This window comes from Ochrobactrum teleogrylli (assembly GCF_037482325.1).
Lineage (GTDB): Bacteria > Pseudomonadota > Alphaproteobacteria > Rhizobiales > Rhizobiaceae > Brucella > Brucella teleogrylli.
The window spans coordinates 3,421,218-3,440,115 of sequence record NZ_JBBHKQ010000001.1 but is presented as its reverse complement, the minus strand read 5'-3'; the positions used below and the strand labels follow the sequence as shown (position 1 = coordinate 3,440,115).

The window sequence follows — 18,898 nt, the reverse complement described above, 5'->3', positions numbered from 1 at the left end:
AATGAAAAAGGCGCGGAACCAAAATCCCGCGCCTTAATCTTTTTATGATTCTCCGACCGTCAGCCTATTCGAGCAGCGGCGACCAGGCCGGATCGGACGCGAAATTCGGCGTCTGGATCTGACGTTCGTTACGACCTGTCAGATCGATGGTGAACAGTTTTGGACCGCCCGCGCCTGCCGCCTTGCGGAAGAACATCAGCACGCGACCGTTCGGTGCCCAGGTCGGACCTTCATTGTGGAAGCCCGATGTCAGAAGGCGTTCGCCCGAACCGTCGGTCTTCATCACGCCAATCGAGAACTGACCCTGCGACTGCTTGGTGAAGGCGATGAGATCGCCACGCGGCGACCAGACCGGTGTGGAATAACTGCCGTCGCCCATCGACAGGCGGCGCGGATTGGAGCCATCGGCACCGGCGATATAGAGCTGCGGGCGACCGCCGCGGTCGGATGCGAACACAACCTGAGAACCATCCGGCGAATAGGAAGCGCTGGTATCGATCGCCTGGCTGTTGGTCAGACGGGTCGTGGTGCGCGAGCGCAGATCCATTGCATAGACATTGGCGCTGCCGTCGTCCTGAAGCAGGCTCATGACGACCTTCTGGCCATCCGGCGAGAAGCGCGGCGCGATGGTCATACCTGGGAAATTGCCGACCAGTTCACGCTGGCCCGTTTCGAGCTGCAGCAGGTAAACCTTTGGCTGACCGCCAGCGAACGACATATAGGTGACTTCCTGACGGTTCGGCGAGAAGCGCGGGGTCAGCGCCATGTCGCGACCATCGGATAGATAACGGATATTCGCGCCGTCCTGATCCATGATGGCGAGGCGCTTGATGCGCTTCTGGGCCGGGCCGGATTCATCGACGAAAACGATGCGCGTATCGAAATAGCCCTTTTCACCCGTCAGGCGCTCATAGATGGCGTCGGCGATGATATGGGCGACACGACGCCAGTTATCCGGCGAGGTGAAGAACTGCTGGCCGATCATCTGCTGACCGCCAAACGTATCCCAGAGACGGAATTCCGCCTTCAGCCTGCCATCCGGCTGCTTGGTGATGCGACCGGTGACCAGTGCCTGCGCATTGATGACCTTCCAGTCCTCGAAGCGCGGCGCGGCATCGGGGTTGGAAATCTTTTCAATGAAGGCACCCTTGTCGATGGGCGCAAATAGGCCGGACCGCTCAAGATCGGCAGCGATGACCGACGTGATGTTCGGACCAAGCTGGTCCGCGGACAGGAAATCCGTGATGGCGATCGGCAGAGGCTCGATCACACCCTTGTTGATGTTGATTTCCACCACGGCGCGCGCTGGCATGGTGCAGACAAGACTTGCGGCAATCATGCAGGCGAAAGCCGAGAGGACTGTCCGGATCTTTGTTTTCATGATGCCGGTTTTCATATCTTCTGGGACCTCTTTTGTCCTTTGCCCCTACTGGGCTTCATTTAGTCTGGCGACCGGGAAACCCCGATCAGAACATTTCGCTCGGGTCGAAGTTGACGATCACTTCCGACCATGAATCATATTTGTCGACGGGCAGATTATACGGGGCGCAGCGTGCAACCGCGCGCTTGGCGCTTTCCGCCGCCGCGCGACCAACGCCGTCGCCGCCGCCGCCGGATGTCACTTCCGGGACGCCCTGAATAGATCCATCCTGGTTCAGCTTCATCTTCACGGTCACAACCAGCCCCGGCGCATCGGCCACACCGGCAGGCACGTTCCAGCACTTGGAAATCGCACCGCGCAGCGCATCCATTTCACTCTGGCTCAGCTTCGAGCCGCCTGTATTCTTCTTGCCGCCGAGCGAAGCCTGATCGGTCGAACGTTTCGCGCCACCACCGGAAGCCTTCTGCTTGTTGAGAAGGGCTGCAACCTCATCGGCAATCGCATCCTTCTTCGACTGCGAGGTCTGCGATGCGGACTGCGTCGGCTTCTTTTCTTCCGTCGGCTTGCGATCCGGCGTCTTGGCGGTCTGCGCCTGGGGCGGCTTCGGCTTGGACTGCGGCGCGGGAACATTGTCCGGCAGCTTCGGCGTGTTCGCATCCGGCGTTTCGGCCTGCTTTTCGATGGCCTCCGCCACCGGATCAGGCTTCACTTCCTGCTTCGGTTCAGGCTTGGCCTGCATTTCGGTCGCGGGAACCGGCGTCGGCTTTTCTTCCGGCTTTGGTTCGGGTTTTGGCTCCGGCTTCGGTTCCGGCTTTTTCACCGGTTCCGGCTGGGCTTTGGGCTCTTCCGCCGCCTCGATAGGCTTTGCCTTGGTATCGGGCTTCGGCGGGGTCGTGGTGTCTACGTCCTGATCGCCGACATTCTGGGCATCGGGAACGGTCTGCGGCTTGGTGGTCGGGATCGGCGCAGACTTCTCCTTCATGGGTGCCGTCTTTTCGCCCTGCTGAATTTGCGTGATGGATTCAATCGGCACGATGTCGACCGGGAACGATTCCGAATCCTGCACGTCGAAAGCCTTCGGCGAGGAAAAGGAAAAGAGCCCCAGCGCAATGACGATGGTATGGAGCGCTACAGAAGATGTCAGGCCAGCCTTCATGATGGCGTCAGCTATCCTGCTCCTGGAGAGTCACAAGGCCGATATTCTTGAAACCGGCGGCGGAAATGCGGGCCATGACCTTCATGACGGTGCCGTAATCGGCAGCCTTGTCACCGCGCACGAAAATACGCTCGTCATACCCCGTCTTGGAAATGGCCTGAAGCTTCGGCACAACCTCTTCGATCGGAATTTCGGTTTCCTGCAAGTAGATCTTGCCCTCATTGCTGACCGAAACCGTGATCGGCTGCGTATCGGCGTTCATCGCCTTGGCCTGCGTATCCGGCAGGTCAATCGGCACGCCAACCGTCAAAAGCGGCGCAGAGACCATGAAGATGATGAGCAGCACCAGCATTACGTCGACGAACGGCGTAACGTTGATTTCACTCATCAATGCTTGTCTGCGACCGCGCCTGCGGCGTCCGCCCGACTGCATTCCATTTCCGACCGACATGCCCATTGCAAAATTCCTGAAAGCTCGATTTGCCGTATTCGCTGGAAGGCGCTTAGCTGCGCGGCGTCAGCTTCTCATCAATTTGGCGCGACAGTATGGCGGAGAACTCATCCGCAAAACCCTCAAGTCGTCCGCCGATCTTGCCCGCATCGGACGAGAGCTTGTTGTAGGCGATAACGGCCGGGATAGCGGCAAGAAGACCGATGGCCGTCGCGAGAAGGGCTTCGGCGATACCCGGCGCCACAACCGCAAGGCTGGTATTCTTGGAGGCCGCGATGGCCTGGAACGAGGTCATGATGCCGACAACCGTACCGAACAGACCGATAAACGGCGCCGCGGAACCGATGGTGGCAAGGAAGCCGAGACGCGATTCCATCTTTTCGCTTTCACGCGCCAACGCGACATCCATCGCCTTGTCGATACGCATCTGAAGGCCGATGGGGGAACGTGCGCCCTTCTCGAAGGATTTCTTCCATTCGCGCATGGCGGCCATGAAGATCGACGCCATGCCGGTGGTGCGGCGTTCGCCCAGATTGCGATAGAGTTCTTCCAGAGACTGGCCCGACCAGAAAGCCTGTTCGAAGCGGTCGATGGCGCGGCGTGCGCGGCTATAGGCGATCACCTTGTCCACGACGATAGCCCAGGTCCAGACCGAAGCGCCAAGCAAGCCCAGCATGACCAGCTTGACCACCCAGTTTGCCTGCATGAACAGGCCCCAGAGGGTAACATCGGCGGCGGGGGCCGCTAACGCAACATTTTCCATCGATCCACCGTTTCGAGGTTCTTGCCGGTCCGACACCCGGACCGCAGACCCCAACCTTCTCTGTCTTTAGGCATTTCCATCCGCAGAGCTGTTTCGTACTTCTGCTGGAAATATCCTGTTTTTGAATCCAAACGCCCGGCACGGGACCGGGCGGCATCGCAAATCGTCACGGATCGCCCTTTGATGCGGGTGATCCAAATCTGCGCAGCTTTACGTCTTGTTCGATGCAGTTGGATCAGGAAAAACGCTCGGCACTTTTCCCGAAACTGCTTCAAGCGCTGTTCGCACATCCAGGCAGGACATGCAGACATTCGCATCGCAACCGCCCCAAAGCACACATGCCGGATTTACAACTTTAAATCCCTACGGCGCTTGTTACGGTTAATTTTGGTGAAAGGAAGGCGCTGCGCTTGCCGCCTGCCCTTCAACCGATTCCGTCAGGATGATTAATCGGAGATTATGGTTAAAGATGCGTTAGCATTTGCACCAATAACGGCCCAGGATGCCAAATTCGGTCATCAAATGAGCCAGCGCTTTAAAAATAAACGCGATAGGCGCACCCTCAATTCTTGGGAGGGGCGGCAGAAAATCAGCTTGCCTTGGTGAAAGCCTCACGCCACTCGTCCGGTATCCGGCGGGGGTGGCCTTCCTTGGTGATCATCACCGCTTCCACTTTCGCTTCCGAAAGCAGGCGCCCTTCGCAGGTGATTGTCTGCGCCATGATGACCCGCGCGCCGCGTATTTCGCTGACACGCGTTTCAATCAGGATCAGATCGTCCATCCGGGCCGGAGACTTGTAATCGATCTCCATGCGCCGCACGACCCAGACCATTTCTTCACCAAGCGCACCTTCGGCAAGCTCGATATGGTGCACGTCCTGCAAGCGCAAGAAGTCGGTGCGTCCGCGCTCGTAAAATTCCAGATAGCGCCCGTGATAGACAAAACCTGAAAAATCCGTGTCGGCATAATAGATGCGCGCATAAAGGTGATGCGCCCCGTCTTTCAGCGCACCCGATACGCCTTCAAGCGCCGCATGGTCGTTTCGATCATTTCCGGTTGTCTTAGTCATTGTCTTCCATGAAGAGGCCGAATTGCGCCTGCTGGATGATTTCGGCGGGCGCAGGCAATCCCAGATGCTGCCACGCAATCGCCGTCAGAACGCGACCGCGCGGCGTACGCTGCAGAAAGCCCTGCTGGATGAGATAGGGTTCAATAATGTCTTCAATCGCATCGCGCGGTTCGGAAAGCCCCGCCGCGATGGTTTCGATCCCGACTGGACCACCGCCGAAATTGCGCGCGATGATATTGAGGTAACGCCGGTCGAGCTGGTCGAGGCCGCGATTATCCACTTCAAGCCGCGACAACGCTTCATCGGCAATCTTGCGGTCGATGACGTCGCTACCGGCGACCAGCGCGAAATCGCGCACACGGCGCAGCAGGCGTCCGGCGATGCGCGGCGTGCCTCGCGAGCGGCGCGCGACTTCCAGCGCACCATCCGGCGAAATGCCCATCTGCATGATGCGCGCGCCACGGCGCACGATATATTCGAGTTCCTCGACGGTATAGAAATTGAGCCGTACCGGAATGCCGAAGCGATCGCGCAAAGGCGTGGTCAGGAGACCAAGACGCGTCGTCGCCGCAACCAGCGTGAATTTGGCAAGATCGATCTTTACCGAGCGCGCTGCCGGGCCTTCACCAATGATCAGATCGAGCTGGAAATCTTCCATCGCCGGATAGAGAATTTCTTCCACAGCGGGGCTCAGACGATGAATTTCATCGATGAAGAGCACGTCGCGCTCTTCGAGATTGGTCAGCAGAGCCGCCAGGTCGCCAGCCTTGGCGATGACCGGGCCGGAGGTGGAGCGGAAATTGACGCCCAGCTCCTTGGCCATGATCTGCGCCAGCGTCGTCTTGCCGAGACCGGGAGGTCCGACGAACAGCACATGATCCAGCGCTTCGCCGCGCACCTTGGCCGCTTCGATGAAGACCTTGAGGTTGGCGCGCGCCGTTGCCTGCCCCACGAAATCGTCAAGCGTCTGCGGGCGCAGCGTATTGTCTTCGTCCACGCGTTTGTCGGCATCGATGAGAGGGTTGCGGTCGCTCATGCCTTCCTCCTCGCATGAACATATCGCCGACACAAGCTAATCACCGCGACAATTCCTTCAAACCAAGCCGGATGAGCTTTGCCGAATCGGCATCCTCGCCCGCTTCTTTCAGCGCAGCCGCGACGGCATTCGCCGCCTGATCGCGCGAATAACCGAGATTGGAAAGCGCCGACACGGCATCCGCGACGGGGGCCGGGGCCGCACCGGCTCCAAGTTCCTGCTTGAGCCCGATGGTGCCGCTCGCCTCACCAGCGAAAGCCGGGGCCTTGTTCTTCAATTCGGTGACGATGCGCTCCGCCACTTTCTTGCCGACGCCCGGCGCACGCGACACCATGGCGATGTCTCGCAGCGCAATCGCATTGGCAAGTTCCGACGGCGACAATGTGCCAAGCACGGCCAGAGCCACCTTGGCGCCGACGCCCTGCACATTTTGCAGCAGGCGGAACCACTCACGCTCAAGCTGATTGGCGAAACCGTAAAGGCGGATCATGTCCTCGCGGACATAGGTTTCGATGAACAAAATGGCCGCCTCGCCCGCTCCGCCGAGATTGCCCAGCGTGCGCGCCGAACAAAACGCCACATAGCCGACGCCATGCACGTCGATGACTGCATGATCCTCGGCAATTTCATCGATCACGCCCTTAAGCTTGCCGATCATTCCGGTTCTACCCCGCTAACAACGCCTGCATCCGGCGGGCGCTTACAATGCTCTGACGATGATGGGCATGGCAAATGGCAATAGCCAACGCATCGGCGGCATCGCTCGTATCGAACGACGCACGCGGCATCAGTACTTTGACCATCATGTGAATCTGTTGCTTTTCGCCGTGACCGACGCCGATCACCGCTTTTTTGACCGCATTCGGCGCATATTCCGCCACCGGTAGACCTGCCTGGGCCGGTGCCAGCAGCGCGATGCCGCGCGCCTGGCCAAGCTTGAGCGTTGCGGTCGCATCCTTGTTGACGAAAGTATGTTCGACCGCAGCTTCATGCGGCATGAATTCATGCAAGACTTTGGAAAGCCCCTCATGCAACTGGCAAAGACGCGAGGCGAGATCCATCTCGGCATTCGACGTCACCGTGCCCGAGCCGATGAAGTGCAGCGAATTGCCAAGCGATTCGACAATGCCCCACCCCGTGCGGCGCAGGCCCGGATCGATGCCAATAATGCGAATCGTTTCTTTCATAAGCGAACCCTATCCTCAGACGGATTCACTTGACAGCAGAAAAGTGAACAAAAGAGAAACATGCGCCGAGAGCACGGTCGGGGCAGCGCAGATTTCGGTTATGACGACCCGAAAATGGTGGGCTTTGAGAACCGGAGCGCAGCGTACATAAGGTACGTGAGCACCTGAAGCGGAAAACAACGCCATTAGCAGGCCGTCAAAGCCGAAATATCAGCTGTCCCTCAAGACGCGCCGAAAGCCGTCTTCAGCAACACAATCTGTTCGGAAACCGGGTTGTCGTGCGGATTGGTCTGCAAGGAAACCACATCTCCATAGACTTCTCGGTCCATGCGGCGCACGCGCGCCTGCAAACGCATCGAGCGCTCCACGAGTTCGGCAAAAGCTGCAGGCAACTCGTTCCAGCCCGGCGCGCCCTCTCCAGCCGATGGCGTGTCGAGACGCACCTTGGCCTTTTCGGCAGACACCTGCTGGCGGTTCATTTCACCGTTGCGGGCGGCGCGCTGGAGCAGCAGCCAGGAAGCGATCTGCATGAGACGGGTGGTGAGGCGCATTGATTCGGCGGCATAGAGGGTTGCAGCAATCCGGGACAGGTTGCGCGCTTCTTCACGGCCTTCACCGTCGAGATAGCTTGCCGCTTCCTCGACCATATCCATGCCCTGGCTGTAGATCGGCTTGAACGAATCCGAGAAGACCATGCGCTCCGCGAGGCTGATCATATTGCTCGGCATCTGTCTCTGTTCGCTAATCACTGCTCTGCCACCTTGCGTGACCGCCTGCATCGGCGGCCCATTCCGTTGCCCGCATCCATCCGAAAAATGGACGCGACTGAAAATTGCTGAACCGTCTTTCGATCACGCAGGACGTTCGGACGGAACTGTCATGACAAACAAGTCCACGATAAACTGCACCTTCATGCACGGTCGCGCAAGATTATGTTTAACGTTCGGTTAACATTTTCAAGGGGTAGTTAACTATCCCTGCAAGCAGAACGGGTCGAACCGGTTTCCGGTTCCCCTCATGCGTTTAAACGCTGGCGGCTAGAGCCTTGCAGGCACAAAAAAAGAGCCGCAATGGCGGCTCTCAGGAGTTTAACAGGGAGGCGTCAAACAGAGTGGCAAAACCACTCGGTAAGAATCCAGCCGAACTGGATGTAAATGATTAAACCCTCTTAAGATTAATGAATGGTTAATTTTGAGTTGGACCTGTGGAAAATGCCAGCGGGACGGCCGCGCAGAAAGAAAAAGCCGCCCGAAGGCGGCTTTTTATCAATAGCGCTGCAGCGCTGGCTGCGGCTTCGGTCCTGACTGCATCTTCACCGGCTCGGCGGCAGGCACTACAGGCTTGGCAGATTTGGCAGCCGCACCGTTCTTGCCCCAGCCAATTGTCGGCAGCCACTCCAGATAATAGGCCAGCGCGAACTGCATCACGATACCGGTTGCGATCAGCAGCGTGTCGTAAGGCAGACCACCCGGGTTCACGAGCTTCATCACCTGCGCCACCATGGCAAGCAGCGTGCCTGCGATAAACACCGGCAGCGAATGCTTGCCGAGGATGGCGAGCGGATTATCCGGCGCGGTGCGGGCGATATTGTTCAGCGTCGGCACAACGGCAATGAGATAAGCCATCGCCAGAATGTGCAGCAGACGGGGGCCCGACAGGAAAGTCTTGTCGAAACCGGTGATGACCATCGGCAGGCCCATCGAGGCATCGATCCCCCAAAGCGGAATGCGGACCCAGGCCAGCGCCAGCACCAGATAGCCAACGGCAAGGGCGATCAGCGCCGGATGGTTGGGCAACTGGCCGCCGCGGCGCACATGCATCACGCCTGCAATGCCGATGGCAAACAGGAACTGCCAGGAAAGCGGGTTCAGGAACCAGACGCCTTCCGTCGGATAATTGATCGGCGCGACGTTATAAAGTCCCGACAGGAACCACACTACGCCCGAGACACCCAGCATCAGGGGCAGGCTGATGCGCGCCAGCAGTAGCAGCATCGGCGTCAGAACCAGCATGACGGCATACATCGACAAGATGTTGTTATAGCCCAGCTGATGGCCCAGCGTGACGAGACCGAACAGCGATTCCACCGGGTGCTTGAGCAGCGGCTCGATATTGATTTCCTTGAGCAGATCGGCGCGCTTCAGAAAAATCGCAGCGGAAGCAAAGATGGCAATCGTCGCCATGGTCGTCATGATGTGGGTCGTATAAAGCACACCCGCACGACGCCACATCTTCAATGTCAGCAGAAGGCGGCTACCGGGGCCAAACTTGCTGCCATAGGCCAGCGCCACGGCCATGCCGGAAATCAGCACGAAGGCTTCCGCCGAATCGGAAAAGCCGAGATTCTTGTGCGTGAAATGCTCGTAGATGGTGCCCGGCACATGGTTGATGAAAATGGTCAGCAGGGCAAGTGCACGAAACACGTCAATGCGCGTGTCGCGCACTTTTGCGGTCGGCGCGGGCATCGCTTCTCTTGCGGTCGCAATCGTCATTTACCAGCCTGTCTGTCTCTGCTGGAAAGCACCGGCGCTTGGGACCGCGACGCTCTCCAATCTCTCAAGTTGCAGCTCTCCGAATGGGAGATCGGATGAAAGCCACATGCTTCATCGGAGCGTTTATTGCCCGACGTTTGATGGGCCTTATATACCCATTAATCCCGGCAGAACGGGGTTGGTTCCGATCAACTTTCGTTCCAGTGGATAACATAATGCTAAGCGGCTATCGGATTTCTCCGGCAGGGCTGCCACGACGCGCGCGCAGCGCTTGCTCTTGGCCCGTTGGATCGCATACACGCATCAGGACAATTAGCCAGGCGCCTATTTGCGCCAAAACAAATAGATAGAGCGCTGCATCCGTTTCGGATAAACAGAACTTCACTCTTGCCCGAATTCCATCATGTTTTTCTCGTTAGGCTTCGCCCCATGAACAAGTCCGCTCCCAAGACAGAACCCGAACGCTGCCGCATCGTGCTGGTCGCCCCGCCGACTGCCGATAGCGCGGTTTTGGCCAGACTTTTGACGGAAGCGCTTTCCGGCGGCGATGTCGCAAGTGTGATTCTCGACACCGGCGATCTGGATGAAGCAACCTTTCAGGCCGTCGCCGCAAAGGCAGTGCCGATCATCCAGGAAAAGGGTGCAGCCGCCCTCATCTTGAACGATACGCGCATTGCTGGCCGTGTCGGCGCCGATGGCGTGCATATTGAAGGCAAAGCGGCTGAGCTTGCAGACGCCATCGAAAAGCACACGCCGAAAATGATCGTGGGCACCGGCAATCTGCGCGACCGTCATGGCGCGATGGAAATCGGCGAATTGCAGCCGGACTATATTTTCTTCGGCAAGATCGGCGCGGACAACAAGCCGGACGCACATCCGCGTAATCTTGCGCTAGCCGAATGGTGGGCGCAAATGGTCGAAATCCCCTCCATTGCGCAGGCTGGCAACACGCTTGAAAGCATCATCCCGGCAGCCGAGACTGGCGCGGATTTCGTGGCGCTCGGTCGCGCCGTGTTCGAGGCGGAAGATCCGGCGAAAGCGGTTGCGGAAGCAAACCGCCTTCTCGATGAACACGCGCCGCGTTTTGAAAACTAAGCCAACGCATTCCATTCCCAAGGTCTTGTTGATGCCCACGAAGAGCAAACTTCTTCTCGCTGCCGCTTTGACATTCGCGCTGCCTGCCCTGCCGGCTGCCGCTGCAGGCGAGCCTGCGAAAAGCCAGAGCGATAGTGCCAAGGGTACTCACAAGGACAAGAAAAGCGACAAGCCCGCGAAGCAGCCGGTGATGCTGCCACAGCCCGCGACGACGGACCCGATGCCCGCCATCGATCTGAGCCGCTTCGGCGACAAGCCTGCCGACGAGGCCTTCGGCGCTTTCCAGCGCGGGCTTTATCTGACCGCCTTTAATCTGGCGAAACCGCAGGCCGAAAAAGGCGATCCGGCTTCGCAGACGCTGATTGCCGAAATGTATGCGCGCGGCATGGGCATCCCTGCCGACCAGAAGCTCGCAGCCGAATGGTATGGCAAAGCCGCCGAAAAGGGCATCACCGAGGCGCAGTTCCGCTATGCGGCGCTGCTGCTACAGGGCACTTACGTCAAGAAGGATCAGGCCAAGGCCGAAGCCCTGATGCAGAAGGCAGCCGAAGGCGGCAACGCCATGGCCCAGTTCAACTGGGGCCAGATGCTGATGGTGAAACATCCCGGCAAACCCGGCCTTGATCTTGCTTTCCCATGGTTCGAGAAAGCGGCGGAGGCAAAGCTTGCCGACGGCGAATATGCGATGAGCCAGATCTATGCCAATGGCACCGAAAAGATCGCCCGTGACGACAACAAGGCCCGCACATATCTGATCCGCGCGGCGCGCAAAGGTTATGACACGGCCCAGTTCGATCTTGGGCGCTGGCTGGTGGAGGGCCGTGGCGGCGACAAGGACTATGAACAGGGCTTCCGCTGGATTCAGATTGCCGCCGGGCGCGGCATGGTGATGGCGCAAGTCTGGCTTGCCCGGCTTTATCGCGACGGGATCGGCACCGATGGCGATTCCGTGAAGGCAGCGGCATGGTATATCATTGCGCAGCGCGCCGGTTTTCGCTCGCCCGACCTCAACGATCTGATGGACGGATTGGCCGATGATCAGATCAAACAGGCTATCGAGACGGCTAACGATCTCAGAGTTCGCTAGCAATTCTGACGATTCTACGTCTCCAAAAGATTCTCTTTTCGCGCTCAGGCTTGCACAAAGCGCCGTTTTGTGGTCTTGGAGACGCCGATTATCGTGGTTCGAGTATAAGACGCTTACGCAATCCCCGTAAAAAAGCCGGGCGGTTGCCTTTTCTGTCGTCGTGCGCCGGACCGCAATTGGTTTCAATTCATTCCGGATCAAGCTCATGAAGATCAATGGTAACGAAATCCGTCCCGGCAACGTCATCGAACATGACGGCGGGCTCTGGGTTGCCGTCAAGACCAACGCCGTCAAGCCCGGCAAGGGCGGCGCCTACAATCAGGTCGAACTGAAGAACCTCATTACCGGCACCAAGCTCAACGAGCGTTTCCGTGCCGCTGAAACCGTCGAGCGCGTGCGCCTCGAGCAGAAGGACTTTTCGTTCCTCTATGAACAGGGCGAAGCGCTGATTTTCATGGATACGGAATCCTACGAACAGCTCGAACTCCAGAAGGATTTCGTGGGCGACCGCGCTGCCTTCCTTCAGGACGGCATGATGGTCACCGTCGAACTCTACGAAGAAAAGCCGATCGGCATTCGTCTGCCGGATCAGGTCACGCTGGCAATCACCGAAGCCGATCCGGTCGTCAAGGGCCAGACCGCAGCCTCGTCCTACAAGCCTGCCGTGCTTGAAAACGGCATCCGTATCCTCGTTCCGCCCTTCATCGCTTCCGGTGAGCGCGTGATCGTCGACACCAATGAACTGACCTACGTCAGCCGCGCTTAATCCAGCGCCCGTCTTTTGCGATGCCCCAACGGGCATCGCAGTTTGTCGCGATTGAACCGCGACTGTTCTTTCTCAGATTGCTCAATTCCTCGAAAGCCTGTGTGCGTGCATGCGCCTCGGATTTTCAAGGATCTGTTTAACTGCACGATCCACGCCCATATCCACGCCTTTTCGATGGCCGTGGGATTTTGCCAAAAAGGATAAAGAAATGGCCCGCTCAGCCCTTCTTAACGTTATGGTACAGGCCGCTATGAAGGCTGGCCGTAACCTTGCCCGCGACTTCGGCGAAGTCCAGAATCTTCAGGTATCCCTCAAGGGCCCCGGCGACTATGTCAGCCAGGCGGACCGCAAGGCGGAACAGATCATCTATACGGAATTGAGCCGCGCCCGCCCGGATTTCGGCTTCCTGATGGAAGAATCCGGCGAGGTGGAAGCCAAGGACGGGCAGCATCGCTGGCTGATCGATCCGCTCGACGGCACAACGAATTTCCTGCACGGTATCCCGGTTTTCGCAGTCTCCATCGCTCTTGAGCGTCAGGGACAGATCGTGGCTGGCGTCATCTATAATCCGGCCATGGACGAGCTTTACACTGCCGAACGCGGTGGTGGCGCTTTCCTCAATGATCGTCGTCTGCGCGTTGCAGCCCGCACCAAGCTGGTCGATACGGTGATCGGCACCGGCATCCCGCATCTTGGCCGCGGCCATCATGGCCATTATCTGGTCGAACTGCGCAATGTCATGGCCGAAACAGCCGGTGTCCGCCGCCTGGGCGCTGCCGCACTCGACCTTGCTTATGTCGCCGCCGGTCGCCTCGATGGTTTCTGGGAAGAAGGCGTCAATCCATGGGATATCGGCGCAGGCATGCTGATGATCCGCGAAGCTGGCGGTTTCGTCTCCGATAAGGACGGCGGACAGAACATGTTCGAAAAGAAGAACATTGTTGCTGGGAACGAAGCCGTTCAAGCAGCACTTCTCAAGACGATCAAGAAGCCGATCTGATCCAGACCAAACTCCATCTGATGAAACCTTATTCAGCGCGCCACCGGCGCGCTGAAGTTTTTTAGAGCTCATTTTTTCCTGCTCAGGCGATTCCGCTTCACAAAATTATGAAGTAGGCTCCCCGTCAAACAGCCGACGATGGAGCGGAACGCATGAGTGACTTTAGGGAACCGAGAACACGTCTGGATGAGGGACGCGATTATGACCCCTATCGCCTGAGCAGCCCGCGTATCGTTATATTATCCATGGTGATCTTCCTCATCATCGTTGCCTTTCTGGCAGCGGTGCTGATGCGGCAGATCCATACTTTCTTCGTTACCAATCCCGGCCTAAACGGCCTCATTCTCGGCGTCCTGCTGGTCGGCATATTGCTGGCTTTCGGGCAGGTTCTGCGCCTTTTGCCGGAAATCCGCTGGGTCAATTCCTTCCGCGATGGCGACCGCGACGGCACCACCCGCCCGCCGGTCCTGCTTGCGCCGATGCGTGCGCTGATCGGACGTCGGCAATCGATGGCGCTGACGACCACGTCGATGCGCTCGATCCTCGATTCCATCGCGACACGCCTTGATGAAAGCCGCGACATCTCGCGTTATCTCATCGGGCTTCTGGTATTCCTCGGCCTGCTCGGCACGTTCTGGGGCTTGCTGGAAACGGTTGGCTCCATCGGGCGCACCATCCAGACGCTGGACCCAAGCTCTGGCAGTACCGGCGATGTGCTGGATGCGCTAAAGGCCGGTTTGCAGGCGCCGCTGTCCGGCATGGGCACCGCTTTCTCGTCGTCGCTGTTCGGTCTGTCGGGTTCGCTCATTCTGGGCTTCCTAGATCTGCAGGCGGGCCGCGCCCAGAACCGTTTCTATACCGAGCTCGAAAACTGGCTTTCCTCCGTGACCGATCTTGGTTCCGACCTCAACGCCGAAAATGGTCAGGCAGGCGAACTGCATGCATTGGCCGAGCGGCTGAAGACGCAGGGCGGCGATTCCACCCAGCGCACGACGGCTGCGCTCGCCAATCTGGCCGAGGGTATTCAGGGTCTGGTGAAAAGCATGCGTAGCGAACAGCAGATCATGCGTGACTGGGTGGAAAAGCAGGCGGACGAGCAAAAGGCTATCCGCCAGACGCTCGACCGGCTGTCCAAGGCCATTGGCGCGACGTCGCACGAACGCAAGTCTGATCGCAACGATACACATCCAAGCGATAAGGCGGAGTAAGGCTCATGGCTCTTGCCCGCAACCGCCGCCAGCAAAGGCATGTCGATTACTGGCCGGGCTTCGTCGATGCGCTGACGACGCTGCTGCTCGCCATTATGTTTCTGCTGACCGTCTTCGTGCTGGCGCAGTTTCTGCTCAGCCGCGAGGTCAATAATAAGGACAGCGTGCTGGCCCGCCTCAATAGCCAGATTCAGGAACTGACCCAGCTTCTGTCGCTGGAGAAGAGCAATTCGCAGGATATGCAGGACACTATCGCCAATCTGCAAGCCTCACTCTCCTCTGCCGAAAGCGAGCGTTCGCGCCTGCAAACACTGCTGAACGAGGGCAGCGGCGCGGGTGCCGCCGCCGAAAAACGCGCCGGTGAACTGTCTGAAAGTCTCGATGCGGAAAAACAGGTCAGCGCCCGCGCGCTCAGTCAGGTGGAACTGCTGAACCAGCAGATTTCCGCCTTGCGCCGCCAGATTGCAGCGCTTGAAGACGCACTCAACGCATCGGAAAGCCGCGACCGCGAATCGAACGCCAAGATTGCCGACCTTGGCAAGCGCCTCAATGTGGCGCTGGCCCAGCGCGTGCAGGAACTGAACCGCTATCGCTCCGACTTCTTCGGGCGCTTGCGTGAAATTCTCTCCGACAAGGACAATATCCGCATTGTCGGCGACCGTTTCGTCTTCCAGTCGGAAGTGCTGTTCCCGACCGGATCGTCGGATATTAACCCGGCTGGCGAAGTGGAGATGAAGAAGCTCGCCGACGCGGTAATCGAGCTGAACAAGGAAATCCCGGACGATATCAATTGGGTGCTGCGCGTGGATGGCCACACCGATAATGTGCCGCTCGCCGGTACGGGGCGCTTCCGAGACAATTGGGAGCTGTCTTCGGCCCGCGCCACGGCGGTCGTCAAATTCCTGATCGCCAACGGCGTTCCGGCCAACCGTCTCGTGGCGGCAGGCTTCGGTGAGTATCAGCCGCTGGAAGCCTCGGATTCACCTAATGCCCGCGCCCGAAACCGCCGCATCGAGCTGAAGCTGACCGAGAGGTAAATAAAGGGGCGCTAAAACGCCCCTTTCTTTCGAGCCCCGCTTAGTACACCCCTGCCCCGGCTTCGAATTGCAGCTTGGCCAGACGCGCATAGATGCCGCCGCGCTCCACAAGGCTCTGATGGGTGCCTTCTTCGACGATCCGGCCTTTATCGAGCACAAGAATGCGATCCGCCTTCAGCACCGTTGCAAGACGGTGCGCGACCACCAGCGTCGTGCGTCCCTGCATCAGCCCGTCGAGAGCCTTCTGCACCAGCATTTCGCTTTCTGCATCGAGCGCCGAGGTGGCTTCATCCAGCAACAGGATCGGCGCGGCGCGCAGGATGGCGCGAGCAATGGCAATACGCTGGCGCTGTCCGCCAGACAATGTTACCCCGCGCTCACCGACTTCCGTGTCATAGCCATTGGCGAGCGCCATGATGAAATCATGCGCCAGTGCAGCCTTGGCTGCAGCCTCGATTTCCGCATCGCTCGCACCCGGCCTGCCGAAGCCGATATTGTCGCGGATCGAGGTCGCAAAGATCGCCACATCCTGCGGCACCATGGCCACGCGCCCGCGCACGGCTGCCGGATCGGCCTCCGGCAAGGCAACGCCATCCATCAGCACCTTGCCGGACTGCGGATCATAATAACGCATCACCAGCGAAAACACCGTGCTCTTCCCCGCACCGGACGGGCCGACAATGGCAACCGTTTCGCCGGGTTTGACCGCAAAGCTTACGCCATTCAGCGATGGCGCATCAGGGCGCGTCGGATAGGAGAAATAAACGTCATCGAAGACGATCTCACCACGCGCCGGCTCCGGCAAGGAAACCGGATTGCGAGGCGCTGAAATGTCCGGGTCTTCATCCAGAATTTCAGCCAGACGCTCTGTTGCACCGGCCGCCTGCGCAAGTTCACCGCCGACTTCCGAGAGGGCGCCGAAGGCGCTGGCCGCGAAAACCGCATAGAGCACGAACTGACCGAGCGTGCCCGGCGACATGGTGCCGGACAAAACATCGCGCGAGCCGAACCACAGCACCGCAACCACGCTGGAAAAAATCAGAAAGATGGCGAAGGCCGTCAGCACCGCCCGCGCCTTGATGGACGAGCGCGCCGCCTGATAGGCGTTTTCCACGGCATGGGCAAACCGCCCGACCACCATGTTTTCATTGGTGAAGGCCTGCAAGGTGCGCATCGCGCCAATCTGCTCGCTTGCATAGGCATTGGCATTGGCGAGCATATCCTGCGTTAGACGCGAGCGGCGGCGCACGGAACGCCCGAAAGCGATCAGCGGTACGACGATCACCGGAATGGCTGCAATCACCAGCACGGAGAGTTTCGGGCTTGTGACAACCATCATGGCCAGTGCGCCGACACCCAAAATGACATTGCGCAGCGCGACCGACGCGGTGGCACCCACCACCGATTTGATCTGTGTCGTATCGGCGGAAAGCCGCGACACGATTTCGCCAGACTGCGACCGGTCGAAGAATTCCGGCGAAAGCGCTGTCACATGCGCGAAGACCGCATTGCGCAAATCGGCCACGACCCGTTCACCCAGAGAGATCACGAAGAAGTAACGCAGCCCCGACGCAACCGCCAGAACCAGCGCCAGCAGCACCAGCATCCCGAAGTAATTGTTTACGAAAATGGCGTTGGCGCCGGTGAAGCCGTGATCGATCATGCGGCGCAGTGCGACGGGCACTGCGAGCGTCGTGACGGCGGCCAGAACCAGCGAAAAGAGAGCGCCGATAACCAGCAGCTTATAGCGGGCGACGAACGGAACCATGCGCCGCAGAGGCTTGAGGGAGCGGCGCTTGCGCGCCTCGTCTGCATTCGATTCCGGATTCACACCAGTTGGATTATTATGATCGGCCATTCTTGAGATTGTGCCCTTGTTATTGCCGTGCGCCTGATGTATAGGCTCGGCAACCCTTTTGGAAGCCGTCACCTGCGGGTGATGGGTCTTCGTAAATGCCATTGGGCGAAAGTGCCGCAGTTTTGACATTCAGGCTGCGCTTTTCTTCCAGACTTTCAGGCCAGACTATCAGGATTGAGAAGATGAAAGCCAATATCCATCCCGACTACCACACCATCAAGGTCGTGATGACCGATGGCACCGAATACCAGACCCGTTCGACCTGGGGCAAAGAAGGCGATACGATGAACCTCGATATCGACCCGACCACCCATCCGGCCTGGACTGGCGGTTCGCAGACCCTGCTCGATCGCGGCGGTCGCGTTACGAAGTTCAAGAACCGTTTCGGCAACCTCGGCATCTAATACCAGGTTACTTATTCGGAAAACCCCGCTTCGGCGGGGTTTTTTATTGCCTGCACTTTGCCAGAAGCAGGCAATAAAAAAACTCCCGGACAAACTTGTGTTTTGACCGGGAGCTTCGATAGTGCATGAGCGGCTATAATCAGGCGCTGAGCTTTTCCATCACTTCGTCGCTGACTTCGAAGTTGGTGTAGACGTTCTGCACGTCGTCATCGTCTTCCAGCGTGTTGAGAAGCTTGAGAACGGAGCGGGCCTTTTCTTCGTCCAGCTCGGTATTGGTCTGTGGCTTCCAGATCGTCTTGATCGATTCGGCTTCGCCAAGGGCTGCTTCAAGCGCCTTCGACACTTCGCCGATATCTTCGAATGCGCAGATGATGACGTGTTCTTCTTCGCCGGATTGCACATCCTCGGCGCCAGCTTCGATAGCCGCTTCCATGACCTTGTCGGCATCGCCGACAGAGGACTTGTAGACGATTTCGCCAACGCGATCGAACATGAAGGAAACCGAACCGGTTTCGCCCAGCGCGCCACCAGACTTGGTGAAGGCTGCGCGGACGTTGGACGCGGTGCGGTTGCGATTGTCGGTCAGCGCTTCAACGATAACCGAAACGCCACCGGGGCCGCGGCCCTCATAGCGCACTTCATCATAGTTTTCGCCGTCATTGCCGGCGGCCTTCTTGATGGCGCGCTCAATGTTATCTTTCGGCATCGACTGCGCTTTGGCGTTCTGAATCGCCAGACGCAGGCGCGGATTCATCGTCGGGTCAGGCAGACCCTGCTTGGCGGCGACGGTAATCTCGCGTCCGAGCTTGGAAAACATTTTCGACCGCACGGCGTCCTGACGGCCCTTGCGGTGCATGATGTTCTTAAACTGTGAATGGCCAGCCATGGCACCCCTGTTCTGTTCTAAT

The 18,898-nt window shown here is 58.7% G+C and carries 19 protein-coding genes; 7 read left to right on the top strand and 12 right to left on the bottom strand.

Annotation, left to right across the window (positions count from 1 at the left end):
* Positions 1-64: 64 nt before the first annotated feature.
* From tolB to WIX40_RS16040, 10 genes are all read right to left on the bottom strand, one after another.
* The gene (gene tolB / locus WIX40_RS16085; RefSeq protein WP_109369746.1) at positions 65-1,396 is read right to left on the bottom strand and encodes a Tol-Pal system beta propeller repeat protein TolB; all 1,332 of its coding nucleotides are present in this window, start codon (positions 1,394-1,396) and stop codon (positions 65-67) included.
* Positions 1,397-1,466: 70 nt separating this feature from the next.
* The gene (tolA, locus tag WIX40_RS16080) at positions 1,467-2,537 is read right to left on the bottom strand and encodes a cell envelope integrity protein TolA (RefSeq protein WP_109369747.1); all 1,071 of its coding nucleotides are present in this window, start codon (positions 2,535-2,537) and stop codon (positions 1,467-1,469) included.
* A 7-nt stretch (positions 2,538-2,544) separates the two neighbouring features.
* Entirely contained in the window at positions 2,545-2,994 is a 450-nt protein-coding gene (tolR, locus tag WIX40_RS16075) for a protein TolR (RefSeq protein WP_109369748.1), read from the bottom strand.
* A 46-nt stretch (positions 2,995-3,040) separates the two neighbouring features.
* Positions 3,041-3,751, bottom strand: coding sequence for a protein TolQ (gene tolQ / locus WIX40_RS16070; RefSeq protein ID WP_078339480.1), 711 nt, complete (start codon positions 3,749-3,751; stop codon positions 3,041-3,043).
* A 589-nt stretch (positions 3,752-4,340) separates the two neighbouring features.
* Positions 4,341-4,820: a YbgC/FadM family acyl-CoA thioesterase gene (locus WIX40_RS16065; protein WP_339440633.1), complete on the bottom strand. Its 480-nt coding sequence runs from the start codon at positions 4,818-4,820 to the stop codon at positions 4,341-4,343.
* A complete protein-coding gene (ruvB, locus tag WIX40_RS16060) occupies positions 4,813-5,856 on the bottom strand; it encodes a Holliday junction branch migration DNA helicase RuvB (RefSeq protein WP_109369750.1) in 1,044 nt (347 codons plus the stop codon). Before ruvB ends, WIX40_RS16065 begins: the two co-directional genes overlap by 8 nt.
* A gap of 40 nt (positions 5,857-5,896) precedes the next feature.
* A complete protein-coding gene (gene ruvA / locus WIX40_RS16055; protein WP_109369751.1) occupies positions 5,897-6,514 on the bottom strand; it encodes a Holliday junction branch migration protein RuvA in 618 nt (205 codons plus the stop codon).
* 7 nt (positions 6,515-6,521) lie between these two features.
* A complete protein-coding gene (ruvC, locus tag WIX40_RS16050) occupies positions 6,522-7,043 on the bottom strand; it encodes a crossover junction endodeoxyribonuclease RuvC (RefSeq protein ID WP_002964793.1) in 522 nt (173 codons plus the stop codon).
* Positions 7,044-7,264: 221 nt separating this feature from the next.
* Entirely contained in the window at positions 7,265-7,771 is a 507-nt protein-coding gene (gene rcdA / locus WIX40_RS16045; RefSeq protein WP_121538711.1) for a protease adaptor protein RcdA, read from the bottom strand.
* A gap of 537 nt (positions 7,772-8,308) precedes the next feature.
* Positions 8,309-9,508 carry an OpgC family protein gene (locus WIX40_RS16040; protein ID WP_339441065.1) on the bottom strand — a complete coding sequence of 400 codons (1,200 nt, stop codon included), beginning with the start codon at positions 9,506-9,508 and terminating at the stop codon, positions 8,309-8,311.
* Positions 9,509-9,964: 456 nt separating this feature from the next.
* Between WIX40_RS16040 and WIX40_RS16035 the strand changes: the two genes are divergently transcribed.
* The 6 genes from WIX40_RS16035 to WIX40_RS16010 all read left to right on the top strand — a co-directional run bounded on the left by WIX40_RS16035 (position 9,965) and on the right by WIX40_RS16010 (position 15,728).
* Complete coding sequence (locus WIX40_RS16035) at positions 9,965-10,630, top strand: thiamine phosphate synthase (protein WP_109369752.1); 666 nt, start codon at positions 9,965-9,967, stop codon at positions 10,628-10,630.
* Between the two features lie 31 nt (positions 10,631-10,661).
* A complete protein-coding gene (locus WIX40_RS16030; RefSeq protein ID WP_109370312.1) occupies positions 10,662-11,717 on the top strand; it encodes a tetratricopeptide repeat protein in 1,056 nt (351 codons plus the stop codon).
* Between the two features lie 205 nt (positions 11,718-11,922).
* Entirely contained in the window at positions 11,923-12,483 is a 561-nt protein-coding gene (gene efp / locus WIX40_RS16025; protein WP_109369753.1) for an elongation factor P, read from the top strand.
* Between the two features lie 208 nt (positions 12,484-12,691).
* Positions 12,692-13,483, top strand: coding sequence for an inositol monophosphatase family protein (locus WIX40_RS16020; protein WP_109369754.1), 792 nt, complete (start codon positions 12,692-12,694; stop codon positions 13,481-13,483).
* A 152-nt stretch (positions 13,484-13,635) separates the two neighbouring features.
* Positions 13,636-14,691 (top strand): MotA/TolQ/ExbB proton channel family protein, encoded by a 1,056-nt coding sequence (locus WIX40_RS16015; protein ID WP_140025500.1) that lies wholly within the window; start codon positions 13,636-13,638, stop codon positions 14,689-14,691.
* 5 nt (positions 14,692-14,696) lie between these two features.
* On the top strand, positions 14,697-15,728 hold the full coding sequence (locus WIX40_RS16010) for a peptidoglycan -binding protein (RefSeq protein ID WP_339440626.1): 1,032 nt from the start codon (positions 14,697-14,699) through the stop codon (positions 15,726-15,728).
* 40 nt (positions 15,729-15,768) lie between these two features.
* Here WIX40_RS16010 and WIX40_RS16005 read toward each other — a convergent pair whose 3' ends face one another.
* Positions 15,769-17,688, bottom strand: coding sequence for an ABC transporter transmembrane domain-containing protein (locus WIX40_RS16005; RefSeq protein ID WP_339440625.1), 1,920 nt, complete (start codon positions 17,686-17,688; stop codon positions 15,769-15,771).
* An 80-nt stretch (positions 17,689-17,768) separates the two neighbouring features.
* Here WIX40_RS16005 and rpmE point away from each other — a divergent pair, with 80 nt between their 5' ends.
* A complete protein-coding gene (gene rpmE, locus WIX40_RS16000; protein WP_078339491.1) occupies positions 17,769-17,990 on the top strand; it encodes a 50S ribosomal protein L31 in 222 nt (73 codons plus the stop codon).
* Positions 17,991-18,129: 139 nt separating this feature from the next.
* Here rpmE and WIX40_RS15995 read toward each other — a convergent pair whose 3' ends face one another.
* Positions 18,130-18,876, bottom strand: coding sequence for a YebC/PmpR family DNA-binding transcriptional regulator (locus WIX40_RS15995; RefSeq protein ID WP_078339492.1), 747 nt, complete (start codon positions 18,874-18,876; stop codon positions 18,130-18,132).
* Positions 18,877-18,898 lie beyond the last annotated feature (22 nt).

Bases quoted from the DNA above. Each gene is read 5' to 3' on its own strand.
- WIX40_RS16020 (WP_109369754.1), top strand. From the start codon at position 12,692: ATGGCCCGCTCAGCCCTTCTTAACGTTATGGTACAGGCCGCTATGAAG.
- tolA (WP_109369747.1), bottom strand. From the start codon at position 2,537: ATGAAGGCTGGCCTGACATCTTCTGTAGCGCTCCATACCATCGTCATT.
- tolR (WP_109369748.1), bottom strand. From the start codon at position 2,994: ATGGGCATGTCGGTCGGAAATGGAATGCAGTCGGGCGGACGCCGCAGG.
- ruvB (WP_109369750.1), bottom strand. From the start codon at position 5,856: ATGAGCGACCGCAACCCTCTCATCGATGCCGACAAACGCGTGGACGAA.
- WIX40_RS16030 (WP_109370312.1), top strand. From the start codon at position 10,662: ATGCCCACGAAGAGCAAACTTCTTCTCGCTGCCGCTTTGACATTCGCG.
- WIX40_RS16015 (WP_140025500.1), top strand. From the start codon at position 13,636: ATGAGTGACTTTAGGGAACCGAGAACACGTCTGGATGAGGGACGCGAT.
- rcdA (WP_121538711.1), bottom strand. From the start codon at position 7,771: ATGCCGAGCAATATGATCAGCCTCGCGGAGCGCATGGTCTTCTCGGAT.
- ruvA (WP_109369751.1), bottom strand. From the start codon at position 6,514: ATGATCGGCAAGCTTAAGGGCGTGATCGATGAAATTGCCGAGGATCAT.
- ruvC (WP_002964793.1), bottom strand. From the start codon at position 7,043: ATGAAAGAAACGATTCGCATTATTGGCATCGATCCGGGCCTGCGCCGC.
- WIX40_RS15995 (WP_078339492.1), bottom strand. From the start codon at position 18,876: ATGGCTGGCCATTCACAGTTTAAGAACATCATGCACCGCAAGGGCCGT.
- WIX40_RS16035 (WP_109369752.1), top strand. From the start codon at position 9,965: ATGAACAAGTCCGCTCCCAAGACAGAACCCGAACGCTGCCGCATCGTG.
- tolB (WP_109369746.1), bottom strand. From the start codon at position 1,396: ATGAAAACCGGCATCATGAAAACAAAGATCCGGACAGTCCTCTCGGCT.
- tolQ (WP_078339480.1), bottom strand. From the start codon at position 3,751: ATGGAAAATGTTGCGTTAGCGGCCCCCGCCGCCGATGTTACCCTCTGG.
- WIX40_RS16040 (WP_339441065.1), bottom strand. From the start codon at position 9,508: ATGCCCGCGCCGACCGCAAAAGTGCGCGACACGCGCATTGACGTGTTT.
- rpmE (WP_078339491.1), top strand. From the start codon at position 17,769: ATGAAAGCCAATATCCATCCCGACTACCACACCATCAAGGTCGTGATG.
- WIX40_RS16005 (WP_339440625.1), bottom strand. From the start codon at position 17,688: ATGGCATTTACGAAGACCCATCACCCGCAGGTGACGGCTTCCAAAAGG.
- WIX40_RS16065 (WP_339440633.1), bottom strand. From the start codon at position 4,820: ATGACTAAGACAACCGGAAATGATCGAAACGACCATGCGGCGCTTGAA.
- efp (WP_109369753.1), top strand. From the start codon at position 11,923: ATGAAGATCAATGGTAACGAAATCCGTCCCGGCAACGTCATCGAACAT.
- WIX40_RS16010 (WP_339440626.1), top strand. From the start codon at position 14,697: ATGGCTCTTGCCCGCAACCGCCGCCAGCAAAGGCATGTCGATTACTGG.